Below are 22,751 nucleotides of genomic sequence, written 5' to 3'. Positions count from 1 at the left end.
GCATGTGTGGATTGGCGGGAATGTTGTTGCCGGCGCCGCTGGCGTCGGCCGAGGCGCTGCAGGCGCAGGCCCTGGCCATGGGCCAGGCGCTGCACCACCGCGGGCCGGATGATGGCGGCAGCTGGGTCGATGCCGAGGCGGGCATCGCGCTGGCGCATCGGCGCCTGAGCATCCTCGACCTGTCCCCGCTGGGCCACCAGCCGATGGCCTCGGCCGACGGCCGCTACGTGATGGCCTACAACGGCGAGGTCTACAACTTCGCCGCCCTGCGTGAGGAACTGGAGCCGCTGGGGCATGCCTTCCGCGGCCATTCCGACACCGAAGTACTGCTGGCGGCGATCCTGCAATGGGGCGTGGAAGACACCCTGCAGCGCTGCAACGGCATGTTCGCCATCGCGCTGTGGGACCGCCAGGAGCGTTGCCTGTGGCTGGCCCGCGACCGCGTCGGCAAGAAGCCGCTGTACTACGGCTGGGCCGGCGACACGCTGGTGTTCGGTTCGGAACTGAAGGCGCTCTGGCAGCACCCGGCGTTCGACAACGACATCGACCGCGATGCGCTCACATTGCTGCTGCGGCTCGACTACATTCCCGCGCCGCACAGCATCCACCAGCGCTGCTACAAGCTGATGCCGGGCCGCGTGCTGCGCCTGGACGCGGCGGCTGTGGCTGCAGGTGCCGCAGCACATCGCCCGGAACAGGCACAGCGCCCGTACTGGGATGCGCGCGCGCGCATGCAGGCGGCGTTGGCCGCTCCGTTCCAGGGCCGCATCGAGGACGCCGAGGAGCAGCTGGACACGCTGCTGCGCGACGCGGTGGCGCTGCGCATGGTGGCCGACGTGCCGGTTGGCGTGTTCCTGTCCGGTGGCACCGATTCATCGCTGGTGGCGGCGCTGATGCAGGCGCAGAGCGGGCAGCCGGTGCACAGTTTCAGCATCGGCTTCACCGACTCGGGGCATGACGAAGCGCCGCTGGCCAGGGAGCTGGCGGCCCACCTGGGCTGTGATCACACCGAGCTGTACGTCAGCGGTGCCGACGCGTTGGCGGTGGTGCCGCAGTTGCCGGCGATGTTCGACGAGCCTTTTGCCGATGCGTCGCAGGTGCCGACCGCGCTGGTCGCCCGGCTGGCACGGCAGGGGGTGACCGTGGCGCTGTCCGGCGACGGTGGCGATGAGCTGTTCTTCGGCTACACCCGGTATGTACGCGCGCTGCGCAACTGGCAGATGCTCGGCCGCGTGCCGGGGCCGTTGCGGCGCTGGATGGGCGCACGCGCGCAGCAGGGCGAGTCCTCGCGGACCGGTGGCCTGGCCGCGCTGCTGGCCGAGACCGGCGCACGTGGCATCGGCGACGTCTACCGCAACCGCATCTCGCGCTGGCGCGACCCGGCCGCGGCGGTGCCCGGCGCGCAGGCCGCCGGCAGCTTCTACGACCTGGCCGATCCGCTGCACGGCGCGGGGACGCCGGCCGACGCGATGATGCTGGCCGATTTCGTGACCTACCTGCCGGATGACCTGTTGTGCAAGGTCGACCGCACCTCGATGGCAGTCAGCCTGGAGGCGCGCGCACCGCTGTTGGACTGGCGCGTGGCCGAGTTCGCCTGGTCGCTGCCGCTGGGCTTCAAGCGCAGTGAGACGACCAGCAAGGTGTTGCTCAAGCGCGTGCTGGGTCGTTACGTGCCGCATTCGATGGTGCACCGTCCCAAGCGCGGTTTCGGCGCACCGGTCAGCGATTGGCTGAAGGGTGACCTGCGGCCCTGGGCCGAGGACCTGCTGCAGCCGGCGCGGCTGGAGCGTGAGGGCGTGCTGTCGGCGGCGGCGGTGCAGCCGTTGTGGCAGCAGTTCCTGGGAGGGCAGCGCAAGTGGCATACCCATCTGTGGAACGTGCTGATGTTCCAGGCCTGGCAGGCGCATTGGCGGCAGGTGCGCGCGACCGTCACGGGCGGTTGATCTTCACCGGCCTGCACGGGCCCGGCGACTAGGCTGGGCCTCCCGCACCGTGAGGAGTATGTCCCGATGTCCGTCCCCACCATCGCCGTGTTCGTCGGCAGCCTGCGCAAGGACTCCTGCAACCGCAAGCTGGCCCATGCGCTGGAGAAGATCGCCGGCGATCGCGCGCGCTTCCAGTACGTGCAGATCGGCGACCTGCCGCTGTACGACCAGGACTTCGACGCGCACTATCCGCCGCAGGGTACCCGGCTGAAGAACCAGGTGCGCGCCGCCGACGCGGTGCTGTTCGTGACCCCCGAGTACAACCGGTCGGTGCCGGGCGTACTCAAGAACGCCATCGATATCGGCTCGCGCCCCTACGGTGACAGTGCGTTTGCCGGCAAGCCGGCGGCGGTGATCGGCGCCTCCATCGGCCAGATCGGTACCGCCGTGGCCCAGCAGCACCTGCGCAACAGCCTGGCCTTCCTGGACATGCACGTGCTGGGCCAGCCCGAGGCGTTCATCCACTTCAAGGATGGACTGATCGATGCCGACGGCACGATCCACAACGAGGGCACGCAGAAGTTCCTGCAGGGCTACGTGGACCGGTTCCTGGCGCTGATCGCGGTACACGTGAAGGGCGATTGAGACCGATGGGGTCAGAGCCCTCTGCTTCGCAGAGGGATCCGACCCCAGCCATGCCCGGGGTCGGATCCCGTCGCGCAGTGGCGGGTTCTGACCCCACGCCCAGCAGGGCGGGCCAGAGCCCGTATGTTGCACGGGTTCCGACCCGGGGCGCCTGATCTGCGATAATGCTCCGCTCGGGTGCCGCAATGGCGCCTGTCGCAGGCAGTGCGACGCCCCCACGCCAGTCTGGCCAGGCGCCGGCGGATATCCCCCGTTTCTCCACGGCTTATCCACAGGCTTGTCCATGGCCGCCGGGGGCGGCGCATGCCTACACTCGTCTGGCCCACTTTTCCAGGAAACACCGCAGCATGTCCGCTCGTCCCGGCTTCCGTTCCAACCGCAGAGAGCGCGGTGATGGCTTCGATCGCGATCGCGACGAGTCGCGCATCGACCAGTTGCGGGTACCGCCGCATTCGGTGGAGGCCGAGCAGGCGGTGCTGGGTGGCCTGATGCTGGCGCCCGAGGCGTATGACCGGGTCAACGACCAGCTGACCGAAGGCGACTTCTATCGTCGCGATCACCAGATGATCTACCGGGCGATCCGCGAGCTGTCCGAGCGCGAACGGCCGTTCGATGCGGTGACCCTGGGCGAGTGGTTTGAATCGCAGGGCAAGATGGAACTCGTTGGCGACGGCGCCTACCTGATCGAACTGGCCAGTACCACGCCGTCGGCCGCCAATATCGTGGCCTACGCCGAGATCGTGCGCGACAAGGCGGTGCTGCGGCAGCTGATCCAGGTCGGCACCGACATCGTCAACGACGGTTTCCAGCCCGAAGGGCGTGACAGCAGCGAGCTGCTGGCCTCGGCGGAAAAGAGCGTGTTCGCCATCGCCGAACAGGGCGCGCGTGGCCGTACCGATTTCGTGGCCATGCCGGGTGCACTGAAGGATGCCTTCGAGGAGCTGCGCAACCGCTTCGAGAACGGCGGCAACATCACCGGCCTGCCGACCGGTTACAACGATTTCGATGCGATGACCGCCGGCCTGCAGCCGACCGACCTGATCATCCTCGCGGCGCGCCCGGCCATGGGCAAGACCACCTTCGCGCTGAACATCGCCGAGTACGCGGCGATCAAGTCGAAGAAGGGCGTGGCGGTGTTCTCGATGGAAATGTCGGCATCGCAGCTGGCGATGCGCCTGATTTCCTCCAATGGCCGCATCAACGCGCAGCGCCTGCGCACCGGCCAGCTGGAAGACGAGGACTGGAGCCGCGTCACCAGCGCGATCAAGATGCTGAAGGAAACCAAGATCTTCATCGATGATACGCCGGGCGTGTCGCCGGAAGTGCTGCGCTCCAAGTGCCGCCGCCTCAAGCGCGAGCATGATCTCGGCCTGATCGTGATCGACTACCTGCAGCTGATGAGCGTGCCGGGCAACAGCGAGAACCGCGCGACCGAAATCTCGGAGATCTCGCGTTCGCTGAAGGGCCTGGCCAAGGAACTGAATGTGCCGGTGATCGCGCTGTCACAGCTCAACCGCTCGCTGGAAACGCGTACCGACAAGCGCCCGGTGATGGCTGACCTTCGTGAGTCGGGCGCAATCGAGCAGGATGCGGACATGATCGTGTTCATCTACCGCGATGACTACTACAACAAGGAAAACTCGCCGGACAAGGGCCTGGCCGAGATCATCATCGGCAAGCACCGTGGTGGCCCGACCGGTTCGTGCAAGCTGAAGTTCTTCGGCGAGTACACCCGCTTCGACAACCTGGCCCACGATTCGGTCGGCTCGTTCGAGTAACCGTAGTGCCGGCCGCTGGCCGGCAACCACCCCACGGCCGGTAAACCATCCGAAACGCCAAAATTCCGTATGTGGCGTGTAAATGACATGTAACGCGACGCTTCTACGATTCCGCCGCTGCTGCCCTTCGACGCCGCCCTTCGGCGTCCAGCGTGCCCAAGGAATCCGCCTCCATGCCGTCCCACGCTCCGCTTCGCCGCAATCTGCTGGCCCTGCTGGTCTGTGCTTCGCTGCCGTCGCTGGCTGCCGCTGAAACCGCCCCCGCCACCGACGCACCGTCGGCCACCACCCTCGATTCGATCTCGGTGATCGGCCGCGGCGAAGCCCGCCAGGTGCAGCGCGTGACCGCCGAGGACATGAAGATCCTGCCGCCCGGTGCCAACCCGCTGAAGTTGCTGGCCAGCAAGCCGGGCGTGCACTTCGAGTCGGCCGATGCCACCGGCGCCTACGAATGGTCCACCACCATCAGCCTGCGTGGCTTCAACCAGAACCGCCTGGGCTACACCCTCGATGGCATCCCGCTGGGCAACATGGCCTATGGCAACAGCAACGGCCTGCACATCAGCCGTGCGGTGATCAGCGAGAATCTGGGCGGTGCCGAAGTGTCCACCGGCATCGGCGCGCTGGGCACGCCGTCCACCAGCAACCTCGGTGGCGTGTTCCAGTTCTATTCGATCGATCCGTCCACCGAGTACGGCGTGGTGCTGGCGCAGGGCTTCGGCAGTGACAGTGCGCGCCGCAGCTATGCGCGCCTGGAGACCGGTGAGCACCAGGGCTTCGCCGCCTACCTGTCCGGCGTGTATTCGGAAGGCGACAAGTGGAAGGGCAAGGGCTCGCAGGAGCTGAAGCAGTTCAACGGCAAGGCCACCTACAACTTCGGAACAGACAGCAGGATCACCGCGTTGTTCAACGCTCCGCGCCGCGTCGAGGCCGATTACCAGGACCTGTCGCTGGAGATGATCGATCGCCTCGGCTGGGACTGGGACAACTACGCGCCGGACTGGGATCGCGCCGTCGCCGCGGCACGCGGGAAATTCAGCGGCGGCGTCAACAGCCCGTGGGATGCGTACTACTCCGGCCACGGCCTGCGCAACGATGACCTGTCCAGCATCGCCGGCGATTTCGGCCTGAACGAGTCGATGCGGTTGAAGGTCAATGTCTACAACCACAGCAACCGTGGCCAGGGCCACTGGTTCAGCCCGTCCAATCCGTCCAACCCGGGCACCAGCCGCGAGATTCCGATCTCGATCCGCACCACCGAGTACGCGATCGACCGTACCGGCGTGACCTCGGCGTTCACCTGGAACGTTGGCGGCCACGAACTGGAAGCCGGTCTCTGGTACGAGGACAACGGCCACAGCGTGCAGCGCAACTTCTACTACATCGACGGCCCGATCACCGACGACTTCTTCCTGCGCAACCCGGACCAGCGCGTGTGGCACCAGCGCTACACCACCATCACCCGCCAGTTCTACGTGCAGGACCGCTTCCGCCTGTTCGATGACCGGCTGACCATCGACATCGGTGCGAAGTCGCCGCACACCCGCACCAGCGTGCGCACGCCGCTGGGCAGCTATGCCAACAACAGCAGCCTGACCTCGAAGAAGGGCTTCCTGCCGCAGGCCGGCTTCAACTTCAAGCTCAACGAAGGCAACGAGATCTTTGGTTCGTTCGCCAAGAACATCGCGGCCTATGCACTGGGCGTGGGCAGTCCGTTCAACGTGCCGCAGGCCGCCTTCGATGCCAGCGCGCAGAACCTGAAGCCGGAACAGTCGCGCACGATCGAGCTGGGTTGGCGTGGCTACGGCCGTGGCTATGAAGCCTCGGTTGCGGTGTACGACGTCAAGTTCGACAACCGCCTGCTGGCGATCGCACAGTGCGTGGGCATCCTCGGTTGCCCGGCGCTGTTCTCCAACGTGGGTTCGGTGACCAGCCGTGGCGCCGAGGCGACGCTGCAGCTGAAGCCGATGCAGGACCTGTCGTGGTCCAACGCGCTGTCCTGGAATGACAGCACCTATGACAACGACTACGTGAACAACGGCGTGGTGCCGACCCGCGGCAAGAAGACCGTCGACACCCCGGAATGGATGTTCGCCAGCACCCTGGCCTGGACCCCGGGCCCGTGGGACATGCGCCTGTCGGCCAACCACGTGGGCAAGCGCTACGTGACCTACACCAATGATGTATCGGTGCCGAGCTACTGGCTGGTCAACGCTTCGGTGGCCTATGACTTCGGCAAGCTCGGCCCGGCGCAGAACCTGACCGTGGCGTTGAACCTGACCAACCTGACCGACAAGCGCTACCTGTCTTCGATCAACACCAACGGCACCTACGCCGCCGACCCGACCCGCAGCCTGGCGACCATGCAGGTCGGTGCGCCGCGCCAGGTGATGGCTACCGCCACCGTGCGCTTCTGATGCGCGGGCCTGTCGATCCGGAACGCCGTCGTCGTCTGCTGCGCATGGCGTGGCAGGGCACGGGGGCGGCGATCGCGCTGGCGGCGATGCCGGGGCTGGCCACGGCCGGCCCACGGCCGCGGCTGGGGCGCGATCCGTTCACCCTCGGTGTCGCCGCCGGTGATCCGGATCCACAGGGGGCCGTGTTGTGGACGCGGCTGGTACCGGACCCGCTCAATGGCGGCGGCATGCCGTCGCGGGCGGTGCCGGTGCGCTGGTTCGTGGCCGAAGACCCCGGCATGCGCCGGCTGGTGCAGCGGGGGACTGCGGCCGCGGTGCCCGAGCTGGCCCACTCGGTGCACGTGGAGGTCAACGGACTGCGCCCAGGCCGCGACTACTACTACCGTTTTGCCTGCGACGGCGATGAGGAAAGCGCGGTCGGCCACTTCCGCACCGCGCCGCTGCTGGACACGCAACTGCAGCAGCTGCGGCTGGCCCTGTGCACCTGCCAGGCCTGGAACAGTGGCTACTACCCGGTCCTGCGTGATATCGCGAAGAGTGATGTTGACCTGGTGCTGCATGCCGGTGACTACCTGTACGAGTACAGCCCGCTGCAGAACGCGCGTGGTCGCGCGTTGGATGCCGAGCGCTTCAGCGGCGAGACCGTCAGCCTGGAGCGCTACCGTGACCAGTACGCGCTGTACAAACTCGATCCGGATCTACAGGCCGCGCACGCCGCACACGCGTTCGCGGTGATCTGGGACGACCATGAAGTGCAGAACGATTACTCCGGCATCCACCCGGAAAAGCCCGGCGTATCGACCGAAGATTTCATCGTGCGTCGTGCGGCAGCCTATCGCGCGTTCTACGAACACCTGCCGATGCGCAGCTCGCCGGCGGGCAATGGCGGCCTGCGCGTGCACCGGCGCCTGCGCTATGGCGACCTGGCACAGCTGACGCTGCTCGATTGCCGCCAGTTCCGCCCGGCCAATCCCTGTGGCGTCGGCGAGTCGCCACGCTGTGATGCCGCACTGGACCCGCGCATGAGCATGCTCGGCGTGGGCCAGGAAGCGTGGTTCGCGCAGTCGATGGCCGCCGCGCAAGGCACGCGCTGGAACGTGGTGGTGCAGCAGCTGTTGATGGCGCAGCTGCGGCTGGACGGCGGCACGCCACGCGAGCGCTTCTGGAACGACGCCTGGGATGGCTATCCCGCCGCACGCAACCGGTTGCTGCAGGCGATGCAGGCGGGCGGGCAGGGCAATGCCATCGTGCTGGGCGGTGACTGGCATTCCTCTTTCGTCAACGATCTGAAGCTGGATTTCGACGCGGCCAGTGCGCCGGTCGTGGCCACCGAATTCATCGCCCCGGCAATCAGCAGTGGCGGCGACGATACGCCCTATGGCCCGTACTACGGGCCGTCGATTCCGCAGAATCCGCATATCCGCTATTTCGACGGCGACCGCCGTGGCTGGTGGAAGCTGCAGCTGAACCGGCAGACCATGGACGCCGAGCTGCGCTTCGCCGACAGCGTGCTGCGCCCGGATGCGGCGGTGCGTACAGCGGCGCGTTTCCAGGTGACCCACGGCCGCCCGGGCGCAGTCCCGGTGTGAATCCGATCCTGATCGATGGCGGGTAGTGCCGGCCGCTGGCCGGCAACCGCATTAACCACTGGTTTCATCGCTCCCAGCCCGGGTTTCGTCGCAAACCGTTTGCGGGCGGCCTGGGCGGGGCGCCAAGGTGTCCGCAGGCGGCAGGGTGCCGCCCCAAGGAGACCGTGATGAAGACCCTGTTCGCGCTCGGTGTGTGGTGCCTGCTGTTCGTGCTGTGCTGGCCGCTGGCGATCCTCGCCCTGATCGCCTGGCCGTTCGTGTGGCTGCTGAGCCTGCCGTTCCGCCTGGTCGGCATCACCTTCTCGGCGCTGTTCGCCTTCCTGCGCGCGCTGTTCATGCTGCCGGCGCGGTTGCTCGGTGGTCGGGTGGTTCCCGCATGAGGAGGGTGCTGCTGGTCGGTCTGGCCCTGTTGGCGGCCCCGGTACTGGCCGCACCTCCAGCGCCGCCCTCGGTGTGGCTGGAACGCCAGCAGACCGCCGCTGCCGATGAGGCGAACGCTGCAGCGGTCTCTGTGCAGAAGGCCAAGGAGCGCTGCAGGGTCGCGAAGGAATGGAAGGTCGGCGATACGGTTGTGCAGCACAGGGTCTGTGAGGATCCGCCGAAGAAGCCCACTGGGAAGGTGTAGAGCCGAGCCCATGCTCGGCTCCACCTCATGCTGCCTCGGCACGCAGCGCCGCCTGCACGGCCGGTCGTGCGTTGATCCTGCGGACATAGGCAGGCAGGGCCGGCCACGGCGCCAGATCGATGGAGAAGAAGCGGCACCAACCCAGCACCGTAAACAGGTAGGCATCGACCACGCTGAAGTCGGGCCCCATGAGGAAGTCCTGCGTTGCCAACGTCTCCTGCAGCAGGTCGAAACGCTTGAACAGCTTCTGCCGGAAGAAGGCTTTGGCCGCTTCCGGCAGATCGGCGTTGAACAGCGGCGCCGAGCCGGCGTGGATCTCGCTGGTCACGAAGTTCAACCACTCCTGCAGTCGCACCCGCTCCCAGCTGCCGGCGGGCGGCGCCAGCGCGCATCCGGGTTTCAGGTCGGCCAGGTACTGGACGATGGCCGGGCCTTCGGTCAGCACCTGTCCGTCATCCAGTTCCAGCGCCGCGACATAGCCTTTGCGGTTGATGGTGCGGAAATCGCGGCCATCGGCGGTCTGCTTGCTGGCGTTGTCGACCTTGATCAGCTCGAAGGGCAGGCCGAGCTCACGCAGCACGATATGGGGCGACAGCGAGCAGGTGTAGGGCGCGTAGTACAGCTTCATGGACGGTCTCGAGGGGGAAAGGACGGCTGGGCCAGCCGATGCGAGGCAGTCTGCTGTGCGAGCGGTATCCGGTAAAATCAATCTTCGATTTTCTTGCCATAAGCTGGGCTACTGCCAGTCATGATGAATCTTGCCCATTGGCGCCTGCTGGTTGCGGTGGCTGACGAGGGAACCATCTCGCGCGGCGCTGACCGGGTCGGCATCAGCCAGTCCGGTGCCAGCCAGGCCCTGGCCCAGCTGGAATCCTCATTGGGGTTTGCGGTGTTCGTGCGCGAGCGGCGCCAGGTGGAGATCACTGCGCTCGGGCAGCGGGTGATCGAACACGCACGCATCATGCTGGGCGGCCTGCAGGCGATCCGTGCGCTGGCCGATGACAGCCAGGGGTTCAGTGGCGCACGCATCCGTCTGGCGACCTTCCCGTCACTCGTTTCCAGCGTGCTGCCAGCGCTGCTGCGGGATTTCCAGCGCCGCCACCCGGGCATCGAGGTGGTGATCGTGGAGGGTACGGACGAGGAGGTCGAGCGCTGGCTCGAATCGGGCACGGTCGATGCCGGCGTGGTGATGAACCCCGCTGCCGATCGCGTCCCGTTGATGCTGGGCAGCGATGGGTGGATGGCGGTGCTGCCGCAGGCGCATCCGCTGGGGCGTCGCGCCACGGAAAGCGGGGTGGCCTTGAGCGAGCTGGCGGGCGAACCCTTCATCCTCGCAACAGGGGGCTGTGCGGTGAACGGTCAGCGCTTGATGGCGGACGCTGGTCTACAGCTGAGCGACGTACGGGTGACCGTGCGCGACTGGGCCAGCGCGTGCGTGCTGGCGCGCGAGGGACTGGGCGTCTCGCTGGTGCCGGAATCGACGTTGCCGGACGATCTCCACGGCCTGCGCGTGCTGCCGGTGAAGCCGGCCATCCGTCGATTGTTTGGCCTGGTCTGTTCGCCGGCGGGTCGCGCATCGCGTGCAACGCAGGTCTTCATGCAGGAGCTGGCCACGGCCGTTGCGGGCAGTGCGTCTGGATCAGCGTGAGCCCGCTACCGGCGGGGAGCCCGAGCGCGGGGGCGTCAGCTGCCCGGCAGGGGTGCGGGCAACAAAAAACCCCGCCGAGGCGGGGTTCTTTGTTTGCAGGCGCGTGCCGACCAACGGTCGGCACCTACCCGGATGCAGATCAGTTCGCCTTGTGGATGGCGCGCTTGCTGACCGCCATCGCCGCGTCGTGGATCACTTCCGACAGCGACGGGTGGGCGTGGCAGATGCGGGCCAGGTCATCGGCCGAGCCGCTGAACTCCATGGTCAGCACGCCTTCGTGCACCAGTTCGGAGACGTTGGCGCCGACCAGGTGCATGCCGAGGATGCGATCGGTTTCGGCATGGGCCAGGATCTTCACGAAGCCAGCCGGCTCGATCATCGCCACGGCACGGCCGTTGGCGGCGAACGGGAAGCTGCCGGCCTTGTACGGAATGCCTTCGGCCTTCAGCTGGGCTTCGGTCTTGCCGACCCACGCCAGTTCCGGCTCGGTGTAGATGACCCACGGGATGGTGTCGAAGTTGACGTGGCCCGGCAGGCCGGCGATCAGCTCGGCCACCGCGATGCCTTCCTCGAAGCCCTTGTGCGCCAGCATCGGGCCGCGCACGCAGTCGCCGACCGCCCACACGCCGTTGACGCCGGTGTGGCAGTGCGCGTCGACTTCGATCTGGCCGCGCTCGTTGATCTTGACGCCGGTGCCTTCGGCCAGCAGGCCCTTGGTGGCGGCGCGACGGCCAACGGCCACCAGCAGCTTGTCCACGGTCAGGGTCTTTTCGCCTTCGCTGTCGGTGTAGGTGACAACGACTTCCTTCTTCTTGCCCTTGCCGGTGATCTCGGTCTTGGAGACCTTGGCGCCGAGGCGGATGTCCAGGCCCTGCTTCTTGAATTCCTTGGCAGCGGTCTTGGCCACTTCGGCGTCGGCCACGGCCAGGAACTCCGGCAGTGCTTCCAGGATGGTGACTTCAGCGCCCAGGCGCTTCCACACGCTGCCCAGTTCCAGGCCGATCACGCCGGCGCCGATCACGGCCAGGCGGTTCGGCACTTCGGTGAAGTCCAGGCCGCCGACGTTGTCGACGATGGTCTCGCCGTCGAACTTGGCGAACGGCAGTTCGATCGAATCCGAACCGGCGGCGATGATGACGTTGGTGCCCTTCAGCTCGACGATGGAACCGTCATGCTGGGTGACCTTGACCACGTTGCCCGGCTGCAGTTCGCCAAAACCGTAGTAGGCGGCGACCTTGTTGGCCTTGAACAGCATGCCGATGCCGCCGGTGAACTGCTTGACGATCTTGTCCTTGCGGCCAACCATCGCCTCGACGTCGATCTTGGCATCCTTGAAGCTGATGCCGTGGTCGCCAAAGATGTGGCCCATGTTCCAGAACTGGCGCGAGGAATCCAGCAGCGCCTTGGACGGGATGCAGCCCACGCGCAGGCAGGTGCCGCCCAGCGCCGGCTTGCCGTCCTTGCCCAGCGCTGCGTCGATGCAGGCGGTCTTCAGGCCCAGCTGGGCCGCGCGGATGGCAGCGTGGTAACCGGCCGGGCCGGCACCGATGACGACGACGTCGAATTGTTCAGCCATTGAATTATTCCTTGATGCATTACCAGAACCCCTCCGCGCAGGCGCGGAGGGGCGGGAGGTTTCTTACAGGCCGAACAGCATGCGGCCCGGGTTTTCCAGCTGGTTCTTGATGTCCACCAGGAACTGCACCGAGTCCTTGCCGTCGATGATGCGGTGGTCGTACGACAGCGCCAGGTACATCATCGGCGCGATCACGACCTGGCCGTTCTGGGCGATCGGACGCTCCTTGATGGCGTGCATGCCCAGGATGGCGCTCTGCGGCGGGTTGATGATCGGGGTCGACAGCAGCGAACCGAAGGTGCCGCCGTTGGTCACGGTGAAGGTGCCGCCCTGCAGTTCTTCCAGGCTCAGCTTGCCGTCACGCGCCTTCTTGGCGTAGTCGGCGATGGTCTTCTCGATGTCGGCGAACGACATGCGTTCGACGTTGCGCAGCACCGGCGTGACCAGGCCCTTCTCGGTCGACACGGCGATCGAGATGTCCGAGTAGCCGTGGTAGATGATGTCGTCGCCGTCGATCGAGGCGTTGACCAGCGGGAAGCGCTGCAGCGCGTTGGCAGCGGCCTTCACGAAGAAGCTCATGAAGCCCAGCTTGATGTCGTGTGCCTTGACGAACTCGTCCTGCAGTTCCTTGCGCGCGGCCGACACCTTGGACAGGTCGACTTCGTTGAAGGTGGTCAGCATGGCGGTGGAGTTCTTCGACTCCATCAGGCGCTCGGCGATGCGCTTGCGGATGCGGGTCATCGGCACGCGTTCTTCCGGACGTGCGCCACCGGCCTTGCCGGCGCCGCCGTTGCGGGCGAAGTTGACGATGTCTTCCTTGGTCACCGCGCCGCGACGGCCGGTGCCGTCGACGTCGGCCGGGTTCACGCCTTCCGTGATAGCGGTGAAGCGGGCGCCCGGCGGCAGCGCGTCGGCGGCCGACTTGGCAGCCGGGGCCGGAGCGGCGGCAGCGGCCGGAGCCGCGGCGGCCGGGGCAGCAGCGGCAGCCGGAGCGGCTTCAGCGGCCGGAGCCGGGGCAGCAGCGACGGCGCCTTCCTCGATGATCGCCACGACCTGGCTGGAGGTCACGGTCGAGCCTTCGGCGAACTTGATTTCCTTGAGCACGCCGTCGACCGGCGACGGCACTTCCAGGACGACCTTGTCGGTTTCCAGGTCAAGCAGGTTTTCGTCGCGCTTGACGGCGTCGCCCACCTTCTTGTGCCAGGTGGCGATGGTGCCGTCGGCGACGGATTCGGGCAGTACCGGGGCTTTGACTTCGGTGGCCATTGCGGGAGCTTCCTGGTTTGTCTTCTAAATAGGGGGAGGATTATTCAGCGAACGTGTCGTTGAACGGGTTGACCAGTGCATCGGCGACCAGCTGCTGCTGTTCGCGGACGTGGTCAGCCATGTGACCGGCAGCCGGCGAAGCCGAACGTGCGCGACCGGCGTAGTGCAGGTTCTGGCCATCGGCCAGGCAGAACTGCAGGTGGTGGCGGATCTGGTACCACGCACCCTGGTTCTGCGGTTCTTCCTGCGTCCACACCACGTCGGTGGCCTTGCCGTACTTCTTCAGTTCGGCAGCCAGCAGCGCACGCGGGAACGGGTACAGCTGCTCCACGCGGATGATCGCCACGTCGTCCTGGCCACGCTTGGTCTGGTCTTCCAGCAGGTCGTAGTAGACCTTGCCCGAGCACAGCACCACGCGCTTGACCTTCTTGGCGTCCGCGTTGGCGTCGCCGATCAGGTGCTGGAACTCGCCGTTGGCCAGTTCGTCCAGGGTCGACACGGCCAGCTTGTGGCGCAGCAGCGACTTCGGCGACATCACCACCAGCGGCTTGCGGGTGGTCAGGTGCAGCTGGCGGCGCAGCATGTGGAAGGCCTGTGCCGGGGTCGACGGCACGACCACCAGCATGTTCTCCAGCGCGCACAGCTGCAGGAAGCGCTCCAGGCGCGCCGAGCTGTGTTCCGGGCCCTGACCTTCATAGCCATGCGGCAGCAGCAGGGTCAGGCCGGAGATGCGGCCCCACTTGGCTTCACCGGCGGCGATGAACTGGTCGATGACGACCTGGGCACCGTTGGCGAAGTCGCCGAACTGGCCTTCCCAGATGCACAGCGTGTTCGGATCGGTGGTGGAGAAGCCGTACTCATAGGCCATCACCGCTTCTTCGCTCAGCAGCGAATCGATGACGGTGGCCTTCTCCGGCGAATCCACCAGCTGCCGCAGCGGCATGTAGTAGTTGTCGGTCTTCTGGTCGTGCAGGATCGCGTGGCGGTGCGTGAACGTGCCGCGGCCGACGTCCTGGCCGACCAGACGCAGGGCACTGCCTTCGTCGAGCAGGGTGGCGTACGCCAGGTTCTCGGCAAAGCCCCAGTCGCCCGGGATCTCGCCGGCGGCCATCTTGCGGCGGTCGTCGTAGACCTTGGCCACGCGCGAATGCAGCTGCACTTCGTCCGGAATGGTGTTGATCAGCTTGGCCAGCTCGACCAGCTTGTTCTTCTCGACCTTGGTCGAGACCGGATCGGACAGTTTGCCTTCCAGCAGCTTCGGCCAGTCGACGAACAGCGGGCTGGTCGGCGGAGTCTTCTCGACCTTGGCCAGCTCGGTGGTCACTTCACCGGCGTCCAGCTTCTCACGGTAGGCATCGACCATCGCCTTGCCGGCACCGGCGGCGATCACGCCCGCCTTTTCCAGCTGCTCGGCGTACATCTCGCGGGTGGTGGCGTGCTTGCGGATCACCTGGTACATCAGCGGCTGGGTGATCGCCGGTTCGTCGGCCTCGTTGTGGCCCCAACGGCGGTAGCACATCAGGTCGATGACCACGTCCTTGGCGAACGTCTGGCGGAACTCGAAGGCCAGCTGTGCGGCGAACACCACGGCTTCCGGATCATCGCCATTCACGTGCAGCACCGGTGCGGCGATCATCTTCGCCACGTCGGTGGCATAGCGCGTGGAGCGCGTATCCAGCGGGTTGGAGGTGGTGAAGCCGACCTGGTTGTTGACCACGATGTGCACGGTGCCGCCGACGGCGAAGCCGCGGGCCTGCGACATCTGGAACAGTTCCATGACCACGCCCTGGCCGGAGAAGGCCGCGTCGCCGTGGATCAGGATCGGCATGACCTGCTTGCGTGCGGTGTCCTTGCGGCGCTCCTGGCGCGAACGCACGGAACCGGCCACGACCGGGTCGGCGATTTCCAGGTGCGACGGGTTGAACGCCAGCGCCAGGTGCACCGGGCCGCCGTCGGTGGCGACGTCGGCGGAGAAGCCCATGTGGTACTTCACGTCACCGGCCGACGCGTGCTCGTCGTGTTCGAACTTGCCTTCGAATTCGTCGAACAGCTTGCGCGGGTTCTTGCCCAGGGTGTTGACCAGCACGTTCAGGCGGCCGCGGTGGGCCATGCCGATCACCACGTCCTTGACGCCATCCTTGCCGGCGCTGCGGATGATGGTGTCCATCATCGGGATCAGCGAGTCGCCGCCTTCCAGCGAGAAGCGCTTCTGGCCGACGTACTTGGTGTGCAGGTAGCGCTCCAGGCCTTCGGCCGCGGTCAGGCGCTCCAGGGTGCGGCGCTGGGTGTCAGCGTCCAGCTGGTAGTTGCCACCGGCCGCTTCCAGCTTCTTGTAGATCCACTGGCGCTGCTCGACCTCCGAGATGTGCATGAACTCCGCACCGATCGAGCCGGTGTAGGTCGCCTTCAGGCGTGCCAGCAGGTCGCGCAGCTTCATGCGCGGCTGGCCGCCGACGCCGCCGGTGCTGAACTCGCTGTTGAGGTCGCCATCGGACAGGCTGTGGAACGGCAGGCCCAGGTCCGGGGTGTTGACCGGCGCGGCCAGGCCCAGCGGATCGAGGCGGGCGTCCAGGTGGCCGCGCGAACGGTAGGCGGTGATCAGACGACCGACATTGCGCTCGCGCTCGTCGCCCGCACCATTGCCGGTGCCGGCTTTCAGCGCATCCTTGGCCGCGTCCGCGATGTGGGAGATGACGGCCGAGTGCGGAATGTCACCTGCTTCGCGGCCCTTGAAGCCGTCGAAGTAGGTTTTCCATTTGGGATCGACACTATCCGGGGAGACCAGGTACTGCTCGTACAGGTCCTCGACATAGGAGGCGTTGCCGCCGGCGAGTTGCGAAGATTGCGCAAACTGCTTCAGTTGATTGTCCACGATGGAGGGTGTTGATTCGCTTTGTGGGGTATGGCTTCAGAAGGACCCGGCACGAAGATGAATAGCCATGCACGGGCGCGTTCAAACAGCCAAATTGTACCCCCAACCGGACACGAAGGGGCACCACCCGAGGCATCGTGCGTCCCCCGGTGCCGCTCCCAGACAGGTTGGCGCGGTGGCGCGCGCTCAGATGCCGAGCGCACGCAGTTCGCTGCAATCGCGCGAACGGTCCCAGACGCGCTGCAATTGCTGCTCGAACGGCTGCGAACGTGCAGGCAGCGCGATGCCGGCCTCGCCGTCGAGGCGATGGCCGATCAGACGAAAGTAGAAGTCGCCCGCATCGTTGAGCAGGCACGCCGAGGCCAGCGCGCGGTCGATCGGGTCGCTGACCTCGCGGAACTGGATCACGCTGGGCAGGCGCTGGGCCAGCGCCAGCAGCGGCGCGCCGGCAGCGGCGATCGCGGCCGCGTCGTGCACGATCACCCGCAGCTGCTTGTCGTGACGGGCGGTGACGAAGCGGCGCAGGGCGGCCTGCACCGGCGGTGCGTCAAGCAGTCCGGGGTCCAGCTGGCGGCTGTGCAGCCACAGCTGGCGGCGGGCGCGGTGGATGATGGCGGTGGTGATGGCCACCGCCTCGGCGCAGCTGTCGATGGCGCTGGCCGCGCCCAGCCGGCGGCGCATCTGCTGGTGGCCGATGCCGGCCTCCTCGAACACCTCGCCCTCGGGCAGGAAGCCCTGGCGGGCATAGAAATCGCGGGCCGGCAGCTGGGCGTGCAGGTGCAGTTCGGCCAGGCCGAGCCTGCGCCCAGCCTCGACCAGTGCCTCCAACAGGGCCTCGCCGACACCGTTGCTGCGATGGCTGGCCAGCACGGCCATGCGGCCGATGCGACCGTCCGGGGCCAGCCGGCCGGTGCCGACCGGCTGGCCGTCACTGTCCAGCGCCAGCACATGGGCGCTGACCGGGTCCAGCGCATCGCGTTCCAGCTCGGCGGCGATGCCCTGTTCCTGCACGAACACGCGTTGGCGCACCTCGTGGATGGCGACGTGGGCATCGGCGTGGCTGACCTGCTGGACCCGGATCATGGCGATGGCTCAGGCCCGGCCGGCGCTGTCGTCTTCTTCGTCGTCCTCGAAGTTGACGATGACCTCGATACCGTCGTCGTGCACGGTCACGGAGTGGACATCGTCGGACACCGCATCGGCGTCGATCGCATCCACGCGGTCGCGGCCTTCGACGACCTCGCCGAGCACCACGGCATCCTCGCCGTCTTCCTCGTCTTCGGCCTCGTATACCTCATTCGGGTCGATCAGCTGGAACACACCACCGACCAGCAGCTGCTGGACCACGGCCCGGCCCTTGTCGGACAGGCCGCGATAAGCGGCGGCATCGAGCTGTTCGGCGCCAGCCAGGCGCTGCGCGTCCTTCACTGGCAGCGCGAAGTCCTGGCCGCTGACGTACAGGCTGGCGCCACGCTTGGCCCGGCGCCAGGCCAGGCGGGCCCACGGGTGGCGCTGCAGCAGCAGGCCCGAGGCCAGCGCTTCGACCACTTCCTCCGCGGCCGGTGCGGCCTGGTGGGCCATCACTTCGCCGGCGGCGCGGTAGGTGGTGATGAAGCGGCCGAACCAGTCGCCCAGCTTGTCCGGGTCGTTCATGCGGATGGCGTTGAGGGCGGTGATCACCCGTGCCATCGCCACCGTATCGATTTCGTTCGGGTCGGCCGGCACCTTCAGGTCGGCATCCTGGTAGCGGATGTTCTCGTCGGCATCGGCGATCAGGGTGTCCAGGTAGTCGCTGATCAGCTCGGCCGACGCCGGTGCGCGCATGCCGAACGAGAAGGTCAGGCAGGGATCTTCGGCGACACCGTGGTGCGGCACGTTCGGCGGCAGGTACAGCATGTCGCCCGGCGCCAGCACCCAGTCGTGGGTCGGCTTGAACACCTTCAGCAGCTTCAGTTCGACGTCCGGGCGGAAGCCCAGCGGCGGCTGCTTGCCCTTGATCGATTCGCTGGCGTCGATCTGCCAGCGGCGATGGCCATGGGCCTGCAGCAGGAACACGTCGTACTGGTCGACGTGGGCGCCGACCGAGCCGCCGGTGGCGGCAAAGCTGATCATCACGTCATCCATGCGCCAGCGCGGCAGGAAGCTGAAGTGCTCGATCAGGGCGCGCACGTCCTTGTCCCACTTGTCGACATCCTGCACCAGCAGGGTCCAGTCGTGGTCGGGCAGGGCGGGGAAGATGTCTTCCTGGAACGGGCCGCTGCGAACGCGCCAGCTGTCCTGCGTCTTGTCGTGCTCGATCAGGCGCGCCAGCACGCCTTCCTCGCAGGCCAGGCCGGCCAGGTCTTCCGGCTGCACCGGGGTCTGGAAGTCCGGGAAGGCATTGCGGATCAGCAGCGGGCGCTTCTGCCAGAAGTCGCGCAGGAACACGGCCGGGGACATGCCCAGCGGCTGTCCGGGGCGGGCGGTGACTTCGATGACGGGGGCGGTGGATTTACGGGCGGCCATGGGGGGATCCTTGCAGCGGAAAGCGGGAGGGGCGGTGTGGCGGACCGCCTGAGATGTCCATTGTCCGCCGTTCGTGGGGATTGCGCACGTGCGCGGGTTTGTCGCGGGGTGTCCGGCCAACGGCGGAGCCCCTTGTGGCGACATCTTGGTAGGGTCGACTGTTAGTCGACCGTCTTCATGAGCTGGGCCGGGCGGGTGGGCCATGCAGGGGACGCTGCAAGTCCCCCTCCGGGGCCCGGCCCAGTCGCTGGCGGCTGTGCGTTCAGGCGCTTGCGAAGCAGTGCTTCGCAAGCAAAGCGCCTTCACCCCTGTAAGCTCGATGGCGCCATCCATGGCGCCAACGCCCCTGCATGGCCCACCCGCCCGTCCCCTGACAGTTTCCTGCGCGGCCCGCCACGGAATGGAAGAAGATCAAAGGCAACAGCGGGTCGCGCGCTGCGCTTGCTCATGCTCCTGACCCCATCGGACAAACAAAAGAGGGACGCGGCGAAGCCGCGTCCCTCTTTCAAATTCCATCTCGATAACCCAATGCTCTTCGATCCGTCACCGGAAATCTGTCAGAGGTGGGGCGGGATGGGTTCGCGGGGGTGTCCGCGGCATGGATGCCGCGGCCAAGCCCCCAGGGACGGGTTCACGGCGTCCCCCGCGAACCCAACCCGCCCCGCCAAGCACGGCATAACCCAGAGCCGCCTTTGACGTTGCAGTTGCTGTTGCCGTTGCAGTAAAGCCTGCCGCAGGCAGCGCCCGCGGCCGCCGCCGCAAAGGAAACCCTTAAATCTTCTTCGCCAGCGACTCGGCCAGGCCGGTGTAGCTGCCCGGGGTCATCTCCAGCAGACGCTGCTTCGCATCCGCCGGCAGCTCCAGCCCCTGCACGAACGCACGCATCGACTCGGCCGTGATGCCCTGGCCGCGGGTCAGCGCCTTCAGCTGCTCGTACGGATTCGGCAGGCCGTGGCGGCGCATCACCGTCTGCACGGCCTCGGCCAGCACTTCCCAGGCCGCGTCCAGATCGGCGTCCAGGCGCTGCGGGTTCACTTCCAGCTTGCCCAGGCCCTTGGCCAGCGAATCCAGTGCCACCTGGCTGTGGCCGAACGCGGTACCCAGCGCACGCAGCACGGTGGAGTCGGTCAGGTCACGCTGCCAGCGGCTGATCGGCAGCTTCGCGCTGAAGTGTTCGAACAGCGCGTTGGCGATGCCGAAGTTGCCTTCCGCATTCTCGAAATCGATCGGGTTGACCTTGTGCGGCATCGTCGACGAACCGACTTCGCCTTCCTTCAGGCGCTGCTTGAAGTAGCCCAGCGAAACGTAGCCCCAGATGTCACGGGCCAGGTCGATCAGGATGATGTTGGCGCGGCGTGCGGCATCGCCGATCTCGGCGATGTTGTCGTGCGGCTCGATCTGGGTGGTGTACGGGTTGAACACCAGGCCCAGGCCGGTCACGAAGCGCTCGGCGAAGGCCGGCCAGTCCACGTCCGGGTAGCTGGCGATGTGGGCGTTGTAGTTGCCGACCGCGCCGTTGATCTTGCCGGTCAGTTCGACGGCGGCGATCTGCCTGCGCTGGCGCTCCAGGCGGGCGACCACGTTGGCCAGTTCCTTGCCCAGGGTGGTCGGCGAGGCGGTCTGGCCGTGGGTGCGCGACAGCATCGGCTGGCCGGCATGGGCGTGGGCCAGGGTGCGCAGGGTGCTGGCGATGCCGTCCAGGGTCGGCAGCAGCACCTCGCGGCGCGCCTGTTCCAGCATCAGCCCGTAGCTGAGGTTGTTGATGTCTTCGCTGGTGCAGGCGAAATGCACGAATTCCAGCGCCGGGGCCAGCTCGGCGTCGTCCTTCAGCTGTTCCTTGATGAAGTACTCCACCGCCTTGACGTCATGGTTGGTGGTGCGCTCGATCTCCTTCACGCGCGCGGCCTGGGCCGGGCTGAAGCCGGCGGCCAGCGCGCGCAGGCGGGCGATGGCGGCGTCGGAGAACGGCGCCAGTTCGACGATGCCCGGCTCGGCGGCCAGGGCCAGCAGCCATTCCACCTCGACCGTGATGCGGGCCTTGATCAGGCCGTACTCGGAGAAGATCGGGCGCAGGGCGTCGACCTTGCCGGCATAGCGGCCATCGAGCGGGGACAGGGCGAGCAGGGCGGAATCGGACATGTCGGCAGGGCTGGGACGAGCGGCGGGGCCGATATTCTACGACGTGCCGGTGAGGTAGTGCCGGCCGCTGGCCGGCTACCACGCCCGGCCCACGATTCCATGGAGTGCCGGCCAGCAGCCGGCACTACCCCTTGCGCGTGCGGAACGGCCGTGCAGACGGAACGATCTGGCCCGTCCTCGTCATCCCACGCTACGGGCAAGGGAGTATCGTTGGCGCAGCCGCCAGCCCGGGAAGCGACACCCTGCCAGCCGCCGCTTCCCTTTCCCCAACTGAAGTAGTGCGGAGTTGATGCAATGAGCAAAGCTGCAAGCAAGGGTTTCAGAATCGAACATGACAGCATGGGCGAACTGCAGGTGCCTGCCGACGCCCTGTGGGGCGCGCAGACCCAGCGTGCCGTGCAGAATTTCCCGGTGTCGGGCCAGCGCATGCCGCGCGGTTTCATCCGTGCACTGGGCCTGGTCAAGGGCGCTGCTGCCGGCGTCAACGCCGAGCTGGGCCATCTGCCGAAGACCGTGGCCAAGGCCATCCAGACCGCTGCCGCCGAAGTGGCCGCCGGCAACTGGGACGCGCAGTTCCCGATCGATGTCTACCAGACTGGTTCGGGCACTTCCTCGAACATGAATGCCAACGAGGTCATCGCCACCCTGGCCAATCGTGCCGGCAAGGCCGGCAAGACCGCGGTGCACCCCAATGACCACGTCAACCAGGGGCAGAGCTCCAATGACGTGATCCCGACCGCGTTGCGCGTATCGGCGGTACTGGCGGCGCATGAGCAGCTGCTGCCGGCGCTGGTGCACCTGCGCAAGACCCTCGACAAGAAGGGCCGCAGCCTGCGCAAGGTGGTCAAGACCGGCCGCACGCACCTGATGGATGCGATGCCGCTGACCTTCGAGCAGGAGTTCGGCGCATGGTCCGCACAGCTGGCCTCGGCGCAGGAGCGCATCGAAGACAGCCTCAAGCGCGTGCGTCGCCTGCCGCTCGGCGGCACCGCCATCGGTACCGGCATCAATGCCGATCCGCGCTTCGGCGCGCAGGTGGCCAAGGCGCTGAAGCAGCAGACCGGTTTCAAGTTCGACAGCGCCGAGAACAAGTTCGAAGGCCTGGCCGCGCAGGATGATGCCGTGGAACTGTCGGGCCAGCTCAATGCACTGGCCGTGGCGCTGATCAAGATCGCCAATGACCTTCGCTGGATGAACGCCGGTCCGCTGGCCGGGCTGGGCGAGATCGAATTGCCGGCGCTGCAGCCGGGCAGCTCGATCATGCCGGGCAAGGTCAATCCGGTGATTCCGGAGGCGACGGTGATGGCCTGCGCGCAGGTGATCGGCCACCACACCGCGATCACCGTGGCCGGGCAGACCGGCAACTTCCAGCTCAATGTCACCCTGCCGCTGATCGCGGTGAACCTGCTGGATGGCATCGGCCTGCTGGCCAATGTGTCCCGCCTGCTGGCCGACAGCGCGATTGCCGGGCTGAAGGTGCGCGAAGACCGTGTAGCCGAGGCGCTGGCGCGCAACCCGATCCTGGTCACTGCACTGAACCCGATCATCGGCTACGAGAAGGCGGCGGCCATCGCCAAGCGTGCCTACAAGGAACAGCGCCCGGTGCTGGACGTCGCGCTGGAGGACAGCGGCCTGGACGAAGCCGAGCTGCGCCGCCTGCTGGACCCGGCCGCGCTGACTGCTGGTGGCATCCAGGCGGGGGGCGGTGGCGGCGGCGGTTGATCGAACGGCGTGCGGACCAAGGTCCGCACCCACCACACGCAGGA

The 22,751-nt window shown here is 67.0% G+C and carries 16 protein-coding genes; 9 read left to right on the top strand and 7 right to left on the bottom strand.

Features of this window, described 5'->3' with window-relative positions:
• Nucleotides 1–2 precede the first annotated feature (2 nt).
• The 7 genes from asnB to DFO63_RS04430 all read left to right on the top strand — a co-directional run bounded on the left by asnB (nt 3) and on the right by DFO63_RS04430 (nt 8,979).
• Nucleotides 3–1,943 (top strand): asparagine synthase (glutamine-hydrolyzing), encoded by a 1,941-nt coding sequence (gene asnB, locus DFO63_RS04460; RefSeq protein WP_119006512.1) that lies wholly within the window; start codon nt 3–5, stop codon nt 1,941–1,943.
• A gap of 66 nt (nt 1,944–2,009) precedes the next feature.
• Complete coding sequence (locus DFO63_RS04455; RefSeq protein WP_101765781.1) at nt 2,010–2,570, top strand: NAD(P)H-dependent oxidoreductase; 561 nt, start codon at nt 2,010–2,012, stop codon at nt 2,568–2,570.
• Between the two features lie 347 nt (nt 2,571–2,917).
• A complete protein-coding gene (locus tag DFO63_RS04450; RefSeq protein ID WP_075677331.1) occupies nt 2,918–4,348 on the top strand; it encodes a replicative DNA helicase in 1,431 nt (476 codons plus the stop codon).
• 173 nt (nt 4,349–4,521) lie between these two features.
• The gene (locus tag DFO63_RS04445) at nt 4,522–6,765 is read left to right on the top strand and encodes a TonB-dependent receptor (RefSeq protein ID WP_119006511.1); all 2,244 of its coding nucleotides are present in this window, start codon (nt 4,522–4,524) and stop codon (nt 6,763–6,765) included.
• Nucleotides 6,765–8,354, top strand: coding sequence for an alkaline phosphatase D family protein (locus tag DFO63_RS04440; protein WP_101765778.1), 1,590 nt, complete (start codon nt 6,765–6,767; stop codon nt 8,352–8,354). The genes DFO63_RS04445 and DFO63_RS04440 overlap by 1 nt, the downstream gene beginning before the upstream one ends.
• 167 nt (nt 8,355–8,521) lie before the next feature.
• Complete coding sequence (locus tag DFO63_RS04435) at nt 8,522–8,734, top strand: hypothetical protein (RefSeq protein ID WP_049438118.1); 213 nt, start codon at nt 8,522–8,524, stop codon at nt 8,732–8,734.
• Nucleotides 8,731–8,979, top strand: coding sequence for a hypothetical protein (locus DFO63_RS04430; protein WP_101765777.1), 249 nt, complete (start codon nt 8,731–8,733; stop codon nt 8,977–8,979). Before DFO63_RS04435 ends, DFO63_RS04430 begins: the two co-directional genes overlap by 4 nt.
• Before the next feature lie 25 nt (nt 8,980–9,004).
• Here the strand turns inward: DFO63_RS04430 and gstA are convergent, their stop codons facing one another.
• Entirely contained in the window at nt 9,005–9,607 is a 603-nt protein-coding gene (gene gstA / locus DFO63_RS04425) for a glutathione transferase GstA (protein WP_101765776.1), read from the bottom strand.
• Between the two features lie 123 nt (nt 9,608–9,730).
• On the opposite strand from gstA, the gene DFO63_RS04420 reads away from it, so the two are divergent.
• The gene (locus tag DFO63_RS04420; RefSeq protein ID WP_233490792.1) at nt 9,731–10,627 is read left to right on the top strand and encodes a LysR family transcriptional regulator; all 897 of its coding nucleotides are present in this window, start codon (nt 9,731–9,733) and stop codon (nt 10,625–10,627) included.
• Between the two features lie 139 nt (nt 10,628–10,766).
• Here DFO63_RS04420 and lpdA read toward each other — a convergent pair whose 3' ends face one another.
• From lpdA to purB, 6 genes are all read right to left on the bottom strand, one after another.
• A complete protein-coding gene (lpdA, locus tag DFO63_RS04415; RefSeq protein ID WP_008264626.1) occupies nt 10,767–12,203 on the bottom strand; it encodes a dihydrolipoyl dehydrogenase in 1,437 nt (478 codons plus the stop codon).
• Nucleotides 12,204–12,266: 63 nt separating this feature from the next.
• Nucleotides 12,267–13,469 (bottom strand): dihydrolipoyllysine-residue succinyltransferase, encoded by a 1,203-nt coding sequence (gene sucB, locus DFO63_RS04410; RefSeq protein ID WP_119006510.1) that lies wholly within the window; start codon nt 13,467–13,469, stop codon nt 12,267–12,269.
• Nucleotides 13,470–13,509: 40 nt separating this feature from the next.
• Nucleotides 13,510–16,341: a 2-oxoglutarate dehydrogenase E1 component gene (locus DFO63_RS04405; protein WP_014037774.1), complete on the bottom strand. Its 2,832-nt coding sequence runs from the start codon at nt 16,339–16,341 to the stop codon at nt 13,510–13,512.
• 186 nt (nt 16,342–16,527) lie between these two features.
• Nucleotides 16,528–17,424, bottom strand: a complete 897-nt coding sequence (locus DFO63_RS04400; RefSeq protein ID WP_119006509.1) for a GNAT family N-acetyltransferase — start codon at nt 17,422–17,424, stop codon at nt 16,528–16,530.
• A gap of 9 nt (nt 17,425–17,433) precedes the next feature.
• Nucleotides 17,434–18,846: a cupin domain-containing protein gene (locus tag DFO63_RS04395; RefSeq protein WP_119006508.1), complete on the bottom strand. Its 1,413-nt coding sequence runs from the start codon at nt 18,844–18,846 to the stop codon at nt 17,434–17,436.
• A gap of 771 nt (nt 18,847–19,617) precedes the next feature.
• Complete coding sequence (gene purB, locus DFO63_RS04390) at nt 19,618–20,985, bottom strand: adenylosuccinate lyase (RefSeq protein WP_119006507.1); 1,368 nt, start codon at nt 20,983–20,985, stop codon at nt 19,618–19,620.
• A gap of 294 nt (nt 20,986–21,279) precedes the next feature.
• On the opposite strand from purB, the gene DFO63_RS04385 reads away from it, so the two are divergent.
• Complete coding sequence (locus DFO63_RS04385; RefSeq protein ID WP_119006506.1) at nt 21,280–22,707, top strand: class II fumarate hydratase; 1,428 nt, start codon at nt 21,280–21,282, stop codon at nt 22,705–22,707.
• Nucleotides 22,708–22,751 lie beyond the last annotated feature (44 nt).

Source organism: Stenotrophomonas sp. AG209 (assembly GCF_003550055.1).
In the GTDB taxonomy this organism is placed as follows: Bacteria; Pseudomonadota; Gammaproteobacteria; order Xanthomonadales; family Xanthomonadaceae; genus Stenotrophomonas.
The sequence above is the reverse complement of the archived record's forward strand: the minus strand, read 5'-3'. Positions and strand labels throughout refer to the sequence as shown.